Source organism: Sphingomonas oligophenolica, assembly GCF_039522915.1.
In the GTDB taxonomy this organism is placed as follows: Bacteria; Pseudomonadota; Alphaproteobacteria; order Sphingomonadales; family Sphingomonadaceae; genus Sphingomonas; species Sphingomonas oligophenolica.
The window spans coordinates 40,821-55,104 of sequence record NZ_BAAAEH010000038.1 but is presented as its reverse complement, the minus strand read 5'-3'; the positions used below and the strand labels follow the sequence as shown (position 1 = coordinate 55,104).

Genomic DNA, 14,284 nt, shown 5'->3' with positions numbered 1-14,284 from the left:
GAGTCCTCGTCCATTCCATGTTCGATCAGTGAGGGGGCTCATCATGCGAAATCTGTTTCTCGTCCTCGCCGCCATCACGGCGATCTTCGTTGGATTGGGCGTCGGCATCGCCCAGGGCCCGCAACAGGTCCCCAATCCGGCGATGACGGATCCCGACCAGCAGGCCTGGCGGCTGTTCCTGGCCGTCAACCAGAAGGTCCCGCGCCCGGGCGCCAACGACGCGCTGTTCGAGACATGGGCAAATGACGGCGACACGTTCAAGCCGGTTCCCGCCTGGCCGACCACGCCTTCGGCCGGCAAGGCGGCCCCGCGTGCCTTGTCCCTCGTACTGCAGCGCGCCCATGCCGCGCATGTCGGCCCGATCGTCGAGGTCGTGCCGGGCGGCACTGATCTGGTCAGCGAGGAAACCCGCCACAACCGGCCCGATTTCGACTTCATCGTCCAGAACAGGCTGTTCAAGGTGTCAGGCCTGCAGGCCGCCTTCACCGCCGGCAAGACGCTCACCTTCCCGATCGATTCGATGGAAGTGAAGGCCAACTGGGTCGAGGTAGGCCGGTTGAAGGAGTTCAACGGCTTTACCGGCACGCCGGCCGATGCCGCCAAAATCTATCACGTCAATTCAGCGGGCGGGAAGCAATATGCCCTGGTCGCCTTCCACATCATCTCGAAGCTGGTGCCGAACTGGACCTGGGCGACCTTCGAGCACAAGGACAATCCCGGCCGCTGTGACATTCTCGGCTGCCGCGACAGCTTCGGCGCCCAGATCCCCTATGTCGCGCCACTCTCGACGGTTGAATCCAAGACTCACTATCCGAATTGCGCGAAGACCGCCGCGCTGACCGCCCTGCTTTCGCAGGCGAAGATCGACCCCGCCTTCACCAATTATTGCCTCAAGGGGTCGCAATCGGATTTCACCGATCCATCGGGGCTGGTGATCCGGGTCGGCAACTCAGTCACTGAGCAGGGCTTCGTCGCCCAGGCATCGTGCATGTCCTGCCATGGCAGAGCTGCCTTCGACGCGACCGGCCATGCCACAAGCTTCGCAGGCTTCGATCCGCTGACGATCAACACGCCGCTGACCAGCAACGCCGGCAATGGCCCGATCGGCCCGATCGATTCGCGCTGGTACTGGGTCGCGGGCGGCCCGCCTTCCTATCCGAGCCTGGTCGGCGAGCAGGACCTGACCCGGATCGCGCTGCCGGCCGATTTCGTCTGGTCGATCCCCTTCTGCGCGATCGACGACACGACCAAGCCGCCCGAGACGAAGTCGCGCTTCTGCTCGGCGAAATAGGGTCGGTCGTCGCTCCGGCCGTTTTCGGCCCGGCGCAGATAGGGAAGGCCGTGAAGCATCGTTTCACCGTCCCGCGCTGGGGCGTTGCCGGTCTCTCGACTTCTATCGCCGCCGAAACCGCGCCTCGTCCTCGGCCCCCGCGATCAGCGCCTGCGCGCGGCCGATCGCCGTGTCGATGTCCCCCGCCCGCTTCATCGCCGCGGCGCGCCGATACAGGGCGAGCGCTGTCGGATAGTCGCCACGCTGCTCGGCGCACAGGCCGAGGTTGAACACCGTCGAAAGCTGGCCCGGCTGCTCCTGATCGATCCCTTCCCATGCCGTGCAGGCCGCGCGGAGATCGCGCTGCGACAATTTCACGGTGTCCCTGAAACGCACGCCCAGCTCTTTCGAGAGACCTGCGCGGTCCTCGCGGAAGCGGATCTTGTAGGTCTCGCCGTGCGGCGCGATCTCGCTGCGCGTCTCGCCCGCAATACCGCTGATCATATCTGCGATCGTCGCCTCTGCGCTTTGCGACGGGCTCTCGCCGGGGCACCAGCTGATCGTCTCGCTGCGCGGCTTGGTCGCGGTATAGACGATCGCGCCGTCAGCCACGCGAACGATGCGCAAGGAAGCGGTCAGGCTCGTCGTCCGCTCGGTGCACGGCACCGGCACATCCTCATTCTTGGTGCATTTGCCCTCGCTCTCCCCGGACTCGGGGGCGGCGCGCTCGACGCAGCGATTGCGCATCAGCTTGACCCGGTGCTCCTCCCAGTCCGATGTCGCCGATCCGCTCAACACGCCCTCAGCGCGCGCGGGCCCCGCACCGCCCCCGAGCAGGGTGAAATGCCGGCCGCCGCCATTCTCGGCCTGGAGCAGCGCGCCGCCGATCGCATTCGCAAGCTGCTCCCCATCGCGGCCCGAGAAGCGCTCGATCGCCAGTCGCCGGAGATAGCTCGCCTCGCGATTCTGCGCCGGAAAGCGCCCCGAAATGGTGATGGTTTCGGCGACGGCGCCTCCCGCGGTGGCGAGGGCGGCAATCGCGAGGGCGCGCATAGCGGCGCGGTGCGTGAAGAATCGGGCCATGGCGTAGTCCCCCCGGAAACGAATCGGCTGCGATATGATATCGTCGTCGGACCGACCTCGGCAAGCAGACGGCTCTAGCCCTCGAAAAGCCGGTTGACCCGGCCCCTCCTGCCAGCCCAGAGCATCGGCAACTACAGGAGAGCGGATATGAGCGAAGCACTGACGGGGCTTGAACTCCGATCGACGGTCACCAGCGGCGGTGAACTGCAGCTCACTCTGGCCGAGGTCACGCTCGACCCGCCCGGTCCCGACGAGGTGATCGTCCGGGTCGAGGCTGCGCCGATCAACCCGTCCGATCTCGGCCTGCTGCTCGGTCCGGCCGACATTGCCACGATGAAGGCCGGCGGCACCGCTGATCGCCCGACCCTCACCGCGACCATCCCGCCGCAGCGCATGCGGGCGATGACCGCCCGGCTCGACGAACCGATGCCCGTCGGCAATGAAGGCGCCGGTACCGTCGTCCAGGCAGGGGAGAACGCCCGGCATCTCCTCGGCAAGAAGGTCGGCATGATCGGCGGCGCGATGTACACGCAATATCGCAAGCTGCCGGCGCGCGACGTGATCATCCTGCCCGAGGGAGCGAGTGCCGCCGACGGCGCCTCGATGTTCGTCAACCCGCTGACCGCGCTCGGCTTTGTCGAGACCATGCGCGCTGAAGGGCACAAGGCGATCGTCCACACCGCCGCCGCGTCCAATCTCGGCCAGATGCTCAACAAGATCTGCCTGGCTGACAGCATTCCACTCGTGAACATCGTTCGCAACGACGTGCAGGCGGCAATCCTGCGCGGCATCGGCGCGACCCACATCGTCGACAGCAGCGCACCGGATTTCGAAGCTGTCCTCGCCGATGCCATCGCGGAGACCGGCGCCACCATCGGCTTCGACGCGATCGGCGGCGGCAAGCTCGCCGGCCAGATCCTCAATGCAATGGAGGTCGCCGCGAACCGCAACGCCACCGGGTATAGCCGCTATGGTTCGACGACCTACAAACAGGTCTATATCTACGGCATGCTCGATCCCGGCCCGACCATCATCAACCGAACCTTCGGGTTTTCCTGGGGGCTTTGCGGCTGGCTACTGACCCCTTTCCTGATGAAGGCCGGCGAGGAGGTGATCGCCCGCCTCCGCCAGCGCGTCGCCGACGAGCTGAAAACCACCTTCGCCAGCCACTACACCGCGACGATCAGCCTCGCGGATGCGCTCCGCCCCGAAATTGTCGAGGCTTATGAGCGCAAGACGACGGGCGAGAAATATCTGATCGACCCGAGCGCGTAGCGAAGGTCGCTCTGTGGTGACTCGTCAGCTGAACCTGCCCGCTGACGATCGCCACTCTGCGCGAAAGATATGCAACGGACGGTGTTGCGCATCCTCCCGGATTCGACTGTGATCGAGGTGCCGCCAGAACGTTTGCTGCTTCGGCTGGACTGATTGACTTCCGCCGTGTCCCTTGCAGGATGCGCGACATTCACCCCGGGGAGAATCGCGTGAATCGCCTGAAATCCGCCTGCGCGATCGCCGCGCTCGTCCTTGGCATTGCCACTCCAGTCATTGCCGGCCGGCCCCAGGCAGCCCCTGCCGTCGAAGCCGCAGCCGAATCTCCCTATACCGTCGAGGAAGTGATGGTGCCGATGCGCGACGGCGCGAAGCTGCAGACGGTCATCCTGCGCCCCCGCAACCAGTCAGGCCCGCTGCCGATCCTGTTCTCGCGCACGCCCTACGGCGTCAACACGGCCGCGCCCAGATCAGTCCCGAAGAACTGGGCGGCGCTCGACAAGGACGGCTATATCTACGTTTCGCAGTCCATGCGCGGGCGCTTCAAGTCGGATGGCGTCTTCACCCTTTCAACCGCAGTCCATCCCAACGATCCGACCGCGATCGACGAATCGACCGACGCTTACGATTCGATCGATTGGCTGGTGAAGAACGTGCCGAACAACAACGGCAAGGTCGGCATGTGGGGCGTCTCCTATCCCGGCTTCGCCGCCGCCGTCGCGCTCGCCCATCCCCACCCTGCGCTCAAGGCAGTCAGCCCGCAGGCGGCCTGGATCGACTACTGGCAGAATGACGACCTTCACCGCAACGGGGCCCTCCGGCTGAGCTATGCGACTGACTGGGTCTCCTCGCTCCAGCTCGACAAGAACGACAACAAGGAATTCCATTACGATACCTACGACACCTATGACTGGTTCCTGAAAACCGGTCCGGTCGAGAATATCGACAAGCTCTATTTCAAGGGCCGGGTGCCGATGTTCACATCGCTGCTCGATCACCCCAATCACGACAGCTTTTACACAAGCCAGCGCTGGAGCGATTCGCTCGGCAAGACAGTGGTGCCGACCCTCAACGTGGCCGGCTATTGGGACCAGGAGGATCCCTGGGGCTCCTGGCAGATCTATTTCAGGCAGGCGAAGAACGATCCCGATCACCTCGCCTCGATCGTCGCCGGCCCCTGGGCGCATGGCTTCTGGCGCACCCCGGCCGACTCGCTTGGCCCGATCCCCTATAATGTCGCGAGCGGCCAGCAATTCCAGGAACAGGTCGAGGCGCCCTTCTTCGCTTACTGGCTCCACGGCAAGGGCGAGAAGCCCGGCGCGGGGGTGAAGAGTTTCCAGAGCGGCAGCTGGACCTGGCACAGCTACAAGAGCTGGCCGCCCGCCGAGGCGAAGAAGACTGACCTCTATCTCCATGCCAACGGCACGCTCTCCTTCACTGCCCCGGCGGCGAGCGAGGGATGCCGCGACTATGTCTCCGACCCGGCCAATCCGGTGCCGTTCCGCCAGCGGCCGATGTCGGGCACCTATCTCAGCCCCGACTGGCGCTGGTGGGAAGCTGCCGACCAGCGCTTCCTCGGCGGCCGACCCGATGTGCTGAGCTATGTCAGCGCACCGCTGACCGACAACCTCACCGTGACCGGCACTGTCGCTGCCCGGCTGATGGCAGCGACCAGCGGCACCGACAGCGATTTCGTCGTGAAGCTGATCGACGTCTATCCCGACGATTTCGAGAAATCGCACGCCCAGCTCCAGCCTGGCGACTATGCGAAGTCACTCAACGGCTATGAACTGCCGATCGCAATGGACGTCCGCCGCGGTCGCTTCCTCGCGAGCGACACCACGCCGCAGCCCCTGGTGCCCGAAAAGATCACCGCCTGGGACGTGCCGTTGCGCGAGCATGATCATGTCTTCCTCAAGGATCACCGCATCATGGTCCAGGTGCAATCAAGCTGGTTCCCGGTGATCGACCGCAACCCACAGCGCTTCGTGCCCAACATCATGCGCGCGAAGCCGGGTGATTTCGTCAAGGCGACCCAGAAGGTGTGTTCGGGTTCGAAGATCCTGCTGCCGGTGGTGCACTGACCGTCAGTTCTTCAGCCGCCACCCGGTCTTGAAGACCCATCCGATCACAAGCAGGCACACCACCAGGAACAGCATCGTCACCCCGAGGCTCAGCCCGACGCTGACATCGCCCTTGTCGAAAAAGCTCCAGCGGAACCCGCTGACCAGGTACACCACCGGGTTGAACAGGGTCACCGTCCGCCAGGGCTGGGGCAGCATGTCGATCGCGTAGAACGCGCCGCCGAGAAAGGTCAGCGGCGTGATGAGCAGGGCCGGCACGAACGCCAGCTGCTCGAAGCCATTGGCCCAGATGCCGATGATGAAACCGAACATGCTGAACGCAATGCTCGTCAGCAGCAGGAACGCCAGCATCGCGAAGGGATGGGCGATATGAAGCGGCACGAACAAGGCCGCGGTCGCAAGGATGATGAGGCCAAGCACGATCGACTTGGTCGCCGCTGCGCCGACGAAGCCCACCACCATCTCCATTGCGGTGACCGGTGCCGAGAGCAGCTCGAAGACGGTGCCGGTGAATTTGGGGAAGTAGATTCCCACCGACGCGTTCGAGATGCTCTGGGTCAGCAGCGAGAGCATGATCAGGCCCGGCACGATGAAGCTGCCATAACCGACCCCGTCGATCGTGCTCATGCGGGAGCCGATCGCCCCGCCGAACACGACGAAATAGAGTGAGGTGGTGATGACTGGCGTAACCAGGCTCTGCCACAAGGTGCGCAGCGCGCGCGCCATCTCGAAGCGGTAGATCGCCCAGATACCATGCGTGTTGATGTTCATGCCGCGACCTCCGCCCGGTCATGGTCGACCAGGTCGACGAAAATGTCCTCGAGCGAGCTTTTCGAGGTCTCGAGGTCCTTGAAGCCGATATGCAGGTCGCCGAGCGTGCGCAGCAGCGAGGGGATGCCGGTGCGCTCGGCCCGGGCGTCGAAGATATACCGTAGCCTCTCGCCCTCATCCTCGATCTCGAGATGCCAGTCGGCGAGCTCAGGCGGAATCGCGGTCATCGGCTCCTGCAGCGAGATCAGCATCTGGCGCTTGCCAAGCCGCTTCATCAGCTCGGTCTTCTCTTCGACCAGGATCAGCCTGCCCTTGTCGATCACCCCGACCCGGTCGGCCATCTCCTCGGCCTCCTCGATATAATGGGTAGTCAGGATGATCGTCGTGCCCTTGTCGCGCAGCCGGTGGATCAGCTTCCACATGTCGCGGCGCAGCGATACGTCGACGCCTGCGGTAGGCTCGTCGAGAAACAGAATGTCGGGCTCGTGGCTGAGCGCCTTGGCGATCAGCACGCGGCGCTTCATGCCGCCCGAAAGCTCCCTGATCTTGGTATTGCGCTTGTCCCACAGCGACAGGTCGCGCAGCACCTGTTCGAGATAGGCGTCGTCACGCCCTTTGCCGAACAGCCGGCGGCTGAAGCGGATCGTCGCCATCACTGTCTCGAACATGTCGACCGACAATTCCTGGGGCACCAGCCCGATCAGCCGCCGCGCTGCCTTGAAATCCTTCAGCGCGTCATGACCCATCACCGTGATCGTGCCGGTGGAAGGCGTCACGATCCCGCAGATGATGCTGATCAACGTGGTCTTGCCCGCGCCATTCGGCCCGAGCAGCGCGAAAATCTCGCCCTTCTCGATATCGAGGTCGATCGGTTCGAGCGCGCGCTGGCCGGAAGCATAGGTCTTGGAGACGCCGGCGACGGAAAGGATGGTTGCCATGAAGCCCCTTTTTGTTGGGGCCCAGATAAGGTGGCGCCGGCGCGGCTACAACCACGGGCCGGCGCATTCAGCCCTTCACGCGGGCCGCAGCGACTGCCTTTTGCAGTTCCTCGAGCGGCAGTGCGGACGAGACGACCTTGTCGCCGATCACCCAGCTCGGCGTACCGGTCATCCCCATCTTGTGCGCAAGCTCGAGATTCGAGGAAATCTCGGCCCGCGCGCGCGGCGCATAGGCCGACGCCTTCGCCATATCGAGCCCGGCCGACTTCGCCGCGGCCGCCATGCTTTCCGAGGTAAGCGGCCCGCCGGCATAGAGCGCGTCATGGAATGCCTGGAACTTGCCCTGGTCAGCGGCCGCGAGGCTGAGCTTGGCGGCGACGCCGCTTTCGTCGCTCAGGATCGGCAGCTCGCGATAGACTACTTTCACCTGCGGATCGCTTGCGATGAGCTGCGCGATCGTCGGCAGGCTGGCGCGGCAATAGCCGCAATTATAGTCGAAATATTCGACCACGGTGACGTCGCCCTTGGGATTGCCCGCCCAGGCGCTGCCGACCGGCCGCAGGATCGCACTGGCATTGGCGGCGACGACCTTGGCCGCCTCGCTCTGCTGCTGCGCCGTCTCGCGCTCCTGCAGCTTCTGCATCGCCTCGGGCAGGATTTCGGGATGGGCGAGGATATAGTCATGAACCACGACTTCCATCCGCCCGCGATCCACCGCGGCGAGCGACGACGGCACGGCGCGCTGGAACAGCCAGAAGGCGCCCGCGCCGATCAGCGCCGCGACCAGCGCCAGCGCGGCCAGCATGAGCGGGTTCTTCGCGAGGCGGTCAATCATCGGCGCTTATACTTTTTGGGGTTGTCGTCCATGTCGTTCTGCGCGGTCATCGCGATGTCCTGCGCGCGGATCCAGTCGCTTGTGTTGGGCGCCAGGCCCTGCATCGCGATCTTCGCCGTATAGGCGGCGGTTCGTGAATCCCCCGTCAGGCTCGCCTGCTCGGCGGTCGCGAGATTGGCACGAGGCTCGTCGCCGACCAGCGTATAGGCAGTGCCGAGCTGGTACCAGGCAAAGGGGTTGTCGTCGTCCCGCGCAACCGCCTGGCGCAGGATCTTCACTGCCTCGGGATAATGCGCCTTGTCCTCGGTGGCGATCAGCGCATGGCCGAAAGTGGTCGCGATCAGCGGCGCGTTGCGCGAGAGGTCGGTCGCCTCGCGCAATGGGGCGAGTGCCTCCTGCGGCTTGCCTGCCTCGAGCAGGATCTGGCCCTTGATCTCGAGGAAATAGGGGTCGTGCGGAAGCGCCTTTACCAGCGCCTCGGCCTCGGCATCGGCCTTGTCCGGATAACCCGCCTTGTGCCACGCATAGGCCCGCGCATAATGGGCGTAGATCGACTGGTCGCTCTCGGGATAGTCGTTCAGCGTCTGCTGATAGGGCGCGACATAACCCTCCAGCTTCGCCTTCACCCGTTTGAACCGGTCCTCGAGCGCCGGATCGGGCGGCGCGTTCCAGGCCGGTGAGTTGGTCAGGTCGGCAGTGAGGTTCGCGACGCGCTCGCCGCTGAGCGGATGGCTCTGCTCATAGGGGTCGATATTCTTGAGCCCATAAGCATATTCCTCATTCTGCAGCTTCTTGAAGAAGCTCAGCATGCCGCGCCCGCTGATACCCGCCTCGCGCAGGAACTTCGCGCCGGTCGCGTCGGCGGTCGCTTCCTGGACCCGGCTGAAGGCGAGGTACTTGCCCTGCCCCGCCGCCTGTCCCGCCGCGAGGATTCCAGCGCCGGCGTCGCCCGCCCCTGCCGCCATCGCGGCGATGCCGAGCACCATGCTGAGGATCGTGATGCCGAGCGCCGGCCTGATGCCGGCATCCTGCAGAATGACATGGCCATCGGCGACATGGCCGAGCTCGTGGGCGATCACGCCCTGGACCTGATTGGCATTGTCGGCCGCGTGGATCAGCCCCGAATTGATATAGACCGTCTGTCCGCCGGCGGTGAACGCGTTGATCGAATCGTCGTTGATCATCACGACGCGGACATTGTTGGGCGACAGCCCCGCCGCGAGAATCAGCGGCCGCGACATGTCGTTGAACATCGCCTCGGTCTCGGCGTCGCGCAGGATCGATTGCGCAGCCGCCGGCTGTGTCCAGATCAGGAGGGAAATCGCGAAGGCCGCGACGAGCCGCTTCATGACCGACATATCGCCGAGATTTCCTTCACAGGCAATTGGCACGACCGTCCGCTTGCGGCGAAACGGCTGAACCGCCGGTGAAGAAGGTCAAGCCCCTCCCGCAACGGGGAGGGGCTGACTCATTCACTGCCCGAAAGTGCGCTGCCACCAGCCGCGACGGGTGGAGCCCGCCTCGCCCGGATCGGGATCGATGCCCGCAGCGACATCATTGGCTGGCGCGTCATTGGCTGGCGCATCACTTGCCGTCACATTTGCCGGCGCCTCGTCGCTGAGCGGGATGGCAGGAGCTTCCGCGGCCGCTTCAACCTCTGCCCCGGCCTTTGCGCCTGCCTTGCGGCGTGGTGCGCGCGCCTTGGGCTTGGCTGCCTCGACCGGCGCCTCGGCCACTTCCACAACCAACGGCTCGGCTTCCGCAGCGACGGGCTCTGCCGCCACGACTTCAGCCTCGACCGGTGCCGCCTTGGCGCGGCGCGCACGCTTTGGCTTGGCCGGCGCGGCTTCAGCTTCCGCTTCCGCCGGCGCGGTTTCCTCGACGGGCGCGGCCGGTGCTGCTTCCGCAACATCAGTCCGTGCCTTGGGCCGGCGACGGCCCTTCTTGGGCGCTTCGGCCTCGATCGGCGCTTCTTCCGGCGTTGCCGCCGGCGCTTCCACGATCACGGCCTCGCCCGCCTCGACCGGCGCACCCTCGGCGCGATCGCCCTCGGCGCGACGACCACCACGACGACCGCGACGGCCACGGCGGCGACGGCCCTCGCCTTCACCGGCGACCGGCTGCTCGCCGGCAAACTCGCCTTCGCTCTCGGCGCCGGCTTCCTGCTCGGAACCTTCCGAACCCTCCTCGGCTCCTTCAGCGCGCTCAGGCGTGCCTTCCTCGCCCTCAGGCCGGTTGCGACCCCGGCGACCGCGACGGCGGCGACGGCGGCGTGCACCGCCTTCGTCATCGCCGGCCCGCTCACCCTGACGCTCGGCCGGGCGCTCGGTGCGCTCGCGCGGGCCCCGGGGCTGCTCGATCTCTTCCTCTTCCTCGGCGTCGATCTCGTCCTCGATCTCCTCGGGCAGATCCTCGTCGAACTCCTCGATCGCCGCTTCGAAACGCGGCGCATGCGCGGGCGGCGGGCCGGAGACGTCGACCGACATGCGGGCGCCCTCCTGCTCGCCGTCAGGCGCGACCTCGACCATCACGCCGTAGCGCTCCTCGATCTCGGCGAGTTCGGCGCGCTTCCGGTTGAGCAGGTAGAAGGCGGCTTCCTGGCTGGCGCGGAGCAGCAGCTGCGAGCCACGGCCGCGTGCTGCCTCGTCCTCGAGGAGACGCAGCGCCGAGAGGCCGGCTGACGAGGCGGTACGGACCAGCCCGGTGCCCTCGCAATGCGGGCACTGGCGGGTCGATGCCTCGAGCACGCCGGTGCGCAGGCGCTGGCGGCTCATCTCCATCAAGCCGAAGCTGGAGATGCGGCCGACCTGGATGCGGGCGCGATCGTTCTTGAGCGCCTCCTTCATCGCCTTCTCGACCTTCCGGACATTGGAGCCATTGTCCATGTCGATAAAATCGATGACGACGAGCCCGGCCATGTCGCGCAGGCGCAGCTGGCGCGCGATCTCGTTCGCTGCTTCGAGGTTGGTCGCGGTGGCGGTCTGCTCGATGCTGTGCTCGCGGGTCGAACGGCCGGAGTTGATGTCGATCGAGACGAGCGCCTCGGTCGGGTTGATCACCAGATAGCCGCCCGATTTGAGCTGGACGACCGGGTGGTACATCGCCGCCAGCTGCTCCTCGACATGGCTGCGCTGGAACAGCGGCACAGGATCGGAATAATGCTTCACCTTGCGGGCATGGCTCGGCATCAGGAGCTTCATGAACTCCTTGGCCTGGCGGTATCCCGCTTCGCCCTCGACGATCACTTCATCGATATCGCGATTATAGATGTCGCGGATCGCGCGCTTGAGCAGGTCGCTGTCGCCATAGACGAGCGCCGGCGCCGACGACGCAAGCGTCGTCTCGCGGATTCCGTCCCACAGCCGGGCGAGATAATCGAAATCGCGCTTGATCTCGACCTTGGTGCGCTGCAGCCCCGCGGTGCGGACGATGCAGCCCATCGACGGCGGCAGCTTCAGGTCCGACATGATCGTCTTGAGGCGTTTGCGGTCGCCCGCATTGCTGATCTTCCGGCTGATCCCGCCGCCATGCGACGTGTTGGGCATCAGCACGCAGTAACGACCGGCCAGCGAGAGATAGGTGGTCAGCGCAGCGCCCTTGTTGCCGCGCTCTTCCTTGACGACCTGGACCAGCAGCACCTGGCGGCGGCGGATCACGTCCTGGATCTTGTAGCGGTGGCGCAGGTTCATCCGGCGCTCGCGCAGATCGTCGACTGCCTCGTCGGCGGCACTGCGCTTGCGGCGGCCACGACCGCGGCTCTCCTGCTCGCCGCTTATTTCGGGATCGGCACCGCCATCATCCTCGAAGCGCTCGACCGATTCCTCATCGGCATCGCCTGCATTCTCGTCGTCATGATGATCGTCGTCATGGCCTTCATCCTCATGAAGGTCTTCCTCGTCATCATGCTGGGCGCGCAAAGCAGCCTCTTCGGCGGCATGCTCCGCCTCTTCGCGCAGCAGCGCGTCGCGATCCTCCTTGGGGATCTGGTAATAATCGGGGTGGATTTCCGAAAAGGCGAGGAAGCCGTGGCGATTGCCGCCATAGTCGATGAACGCCGCCTGGAGCGACGGCTCGACCCGGGTAACCTTGGCCAGATAGATATTGCCCTTGAGCTGCTTGCGCTCGGCGGACTCGAAATCAAACTCCTCGATTCGGTTCCCTTTGACGACAGCCACACGGGTTTCTTCCCGGTGGCGTGCGTCGATCAGCATACGCATGGTCATTTATTGTTCTCCGGGCGCGCGGTCCGGGGCCTTGCAGCGCTGGCCGCGCGCGATTTTTGTGCATCCTCGCGCCGGCGGAATCGCCGCCGGAGCCGGGAGTGCGGATGGTTTCGAAAAATGCCTCTGCTCGCGATGCACGCCCGGCCATCTGGCCCAGGGCACCCCGCACGCCCGCAATCCCGCCGGTCGGAACCGGGCGGTGCAAGGGATGGGGGAAATGCATCATGCGAACGTCAACCTGAAGAGCCGCATCCCGAAAAGCCGGTGCGGCCATATGACCGGATAGGCGCTGGATTGAAGCGTTTCCCGGTGCAATGCCACGACTAGCACCACAGCCCCCGCACAGCAACCGGCACGTTTCCGCCGGTCTGCCGGCCATTTCATGCCGAATAGCGTGTTAACCCAGTCGGTTCACCGTGTTTGAACGGCCCCGCTCTAACCATGTTTCATCGCTCGTCATTCTCAGTGGGACCCACAGCCCATGGATTTTCGCTGGACCGTTGCCACACCGGCGCGGCATTACCGCCCGGTGTCCTTCGTCCTTGCCCTATTGGCCTGCTGGCTCGGCGGTACGCCTGGCTGGGCCGCGACGATCGAGCGCGTCGAGATCAGGCACGACCGTATCGTGATTCGCTTCGACCAGAGCGTGGCGGACGCATCGAGCTTCGTGCTCGCGGCGCCCGAACGGATCGCGGTCGACGTCGGCGGGGCCAGGCCGGGCGAACAGATTGGCGGCAGGCATCCGGGGCTGGTCTCGGCAATACGCCAGGCGCCGCGCGGCAATGGCGGCGCGCGAATCGTGTTCGATCTCGCCCGCCCGGCCATCGTTACCGAAGGTGCGTTCGGTGATGACGGCCGCGAGCTGACACTCGAGCTCCGCACTGTCGACGATGCCAGTTTCGCGCGGGCCGCGGCCGAGCGTCGGTTACGCTTCCTGCCGCCGTTCAATCTGGGATCGGCCGGCCCGGCGCGCAAATATGAAGTGTCGGTCCCGATCCCGCCGCCGAGCCGCACGCTGGCCTTGCCGCGCGTCTATGGCGACGATGACAGCCGTCCGCTGGTGGTGATCGATGCCGGCCATGGCGGCGTCGATCCGGGCGCCGTCTCGCCGATCGACGGGCGCCGCGAAAAGGATGTGACGCTCAAGATCGCCAGGGCAATCAAGGACGAGCTGTTGCGATCGGGGCGAGTCCGCGTCGCCCTGACCCGCGAGGATGACCGGTTCCTTGTCCTCCAGGAACGCTATGGCATCGCCCGCAAGCTCCACGCCGATCTGTTCATCTCGGTTCATTGCGACAGCGTCGGTTCCGGCAACGCGTCGGGCGCCTCGGTCTATACGCTTTCGGAGGTCGCGTCGGACAAGGAATCGGCACGGCTCGCGGCACGCGAGAACAAGGCCGATATCATCTCGGGCGTGAATCTCGCCTCGACATCTGCGGATATCTCGTCGATCCTGATCGACCTCACCCAGCGCGAGACGATGAACAGTTCGGCGAACTTCGCCCGGCTGCTCGGCCGCGAAGCGCAGCCGCTGATTCCGGTGAAGGCCAATTTCCATCGCATGGCCTCGCTGGTCGTGCTCAAGGCGCCGGACATGCCCTCAATCCTGTTCGAGACCGGCTATATCTCGAATCCGAGCGACGCGAAGTTCATCGATTCGCCCGAGGGACGCGAGCGCATCGCCGAAAGCGTGCGGCGCGCAGTCGACATCCATTTCGCACGACGGCTGGCGTCGAACGATTAACCTGGCAAGCTTGCCAGGTGAAGGCAGGAGTGAGGCTGGCAACGGCCAAGAAACTTGCTAGAGC

At 65.3% G+C, this 14,284-nt stretch carries 10 protein-coding genes; 4 read left to right on the top strand and 6 right to left on the bottom strand.

All coding sequences use genetic code 11. The features are described from left to right. Nucleotides 1-43 precede the first annotated feature (43 nt). Entirely contained in the window at nt 44-1,291 is a 1,248-nt protein-coding gene (locus ABD050_RS19055) for a hypothetical protein (RefSeq protein WP_343891080.1), read from the top strand. Nucleotides 1,292-1,393: 102 nt separating this feature from the next. Here the strand turns inward: ABD050_RS19055 and ABD050_RS19050 are convergent, their stop codons facing one another. Next, nucleotides 1,394-2,353, bottom strand: a complete 960-nt coding sequence (locus tag ABD050_RS19050; protein ID WP_343891079.1) for a hypothetical protein — start codon at nt 2,351-2,353, stop codon at nt 1,394-1,396. Nucleotides 2,354-2,500: 147 nt separating this feature from the next. Here ABD050_RS19050 and ABD050_RS19045 point away from each other — a divergent pair, with 147 nt between their 5' ends. Next, nucleotides 2,501-3,628: a zinc-binding dehydrogenase gene (locus ABD050_RS19045; RefSeq protein WP_343891078.1), complete on the top strand. Its 1,128-nt coding sequence runs from the start codon at nt 2,501-2,503 to the stop codon at nt 3,626-3,628. Between the two features lie 209 nt (nt 3,629-3,837). After that, complete coding sequence (locus ABD050_RS19040) at nt 3,838-5,709, top strand: CocE/NonD family hydrolase (RefSeq protein ID WP_343891077.1); 1,872 nt, start codon at nt 3,838-3,840, stop codon at nt 5,707-5,709. 3 nt (nt 5,710-5,712) lie between these two features. On the opposite strand, the gene ABD050_RS19035 is transcribed toward ABD050_RS19040, so the two are convergent. The 5 genes from ABD050_RS19035 to ABD050_RS19015 form a co-directional block, all read right to left on the bottom strand. Next, on the bottom strand, nt 5,713-6,480 hold the full coding sequence (locus ABD050_RS19035) for an ABC transporter permease (protein ID WP_343891076.1): 768 nt from the start codon (nt 6,478-6,480) through the stop codon (nt 5,713-5,715). Next, complete coding sequence (locus tag ABD050_RS19030) at nt 6,477-7,418, bottom strand: ABC transporter ATP-binding protein (protein WP_343891075.1); 942 nt, start codon at nt 7,416-7,418, stop codon at nt 6,477-6,479. The genes ABD050_RS19035 and ABD050_RS19030 overlap by 4 nt, the downstream gene beginning before the upstream one ends. Before the next feature lie 67 nt (nt 7,419-7,485). After that, entirely contained in the window at nt 7,486-8,253 is a 768-nt protein-coding gene (locus ABD050_RS19025) for a DsbA family protein (protein WP_343891074.1), read from the bottom strand. Further along, a complete protein-coding gene (locus tag ABD050_RS19020; protein ID WP_343891073.1) occupies nt 8,250-9,602 on the bottom strand; it encodes a M48 family metalloprotease in 1,353 nt (450 codons plus the stop codon). Before ABD050_RS19020 ends, ABD050_RS19025 begins: the two co-directional genes overlap by 4 nt. Before the next feature lie 123 nt (nt 9,603-9,725). Then, a complete protein-coding gene (locus ABD050_RS19015) occupies nt 9,726-12,476 on the bottom strand; it encodes an Rne/Rng family ribonuclease (protein ID WP_343891072.1) in 2,751 nt (916 codons plus the stop codon). 481 nt (nt 12,477-12,957) lie between these two features. On the opposite strand from ABD050_RS19015, the gene ABD050_RS19010 reads away from it, so the two are divergent. Beyond that, entirely contained in the window at nt 12,958-14,220 is a 1,263-nt protein-coding gene (locus ABD050_RS19010; protein ID WP_343891071.1) for an N-acetylmuramoyl-L-alanine amidase, read from the top strand. Nucleotides 14,221-14,284 lie beyond the last annotated feature (64 nt).

Coding starts and splice junctions, on each gene's coding strand:
- ABD050_RS19010 (WP_343891071.1), top strand. CDS start 12,958: ATGGATTTTCGCTGGACCGTTGCCACACCGGCGCGGCATTACCGCCCG.
- ABD050_RS19025 (WP_343891074.1), bottom strand. CDS start 8,253: ATGATTGACCGCCTCGCGAAGAACCCGCTCATGCTGGCCGCGCTGGCG.
- ABD050_RS19035 (WP_343891076.1), bottom strand. CDS start 6,480: ATGAACATCAACACGCATGGTATCTGGGCGATCTACCGCTTCGAGATG.
- ABD050_RS19055 (WP_343891080.1), top strand. CDS start 44: ATGCGAAATCTGTTTCTCGTCCTCGCCGCCATCACGGCGATCTTCGTT.
- ABD050_RS19045 (WP_343891078.1), top strand. CDS start 2,501: ATGAGCGAAGCACTGACGGGGCTTGAACTCCGATCGACGGTCACCAGC.
- ABD050_RS19015 (WP_343891072.1), bottom strand. CDS start 12,476: ATGACCATGCGTATGCTGATCGACGCACGCCACCGGGAAGAAACCCGT.
- ABD050_RS19030 (WP_343891075.1), bottom strand. CDS start 7,418: ATGGCAACCATCCTTTCCGTCGCCGGCGTCTCCAAGACCTATGCTTCC.
- ABD050_RS19050 (WP_343891079.1), bottom strand. CDS start 2,353: ATGGCCCGATTCTTCACGCACCGCGCCGCTATGCGCGCCCTCGCGATT.
- ABD050_RS19020 (WP_343891073.1), bottom strand. CDS start 9,602: ATGAAGCGGCTCGTCGCGGCCTTCGCGATTTCCCTCCTGATCTGGACA.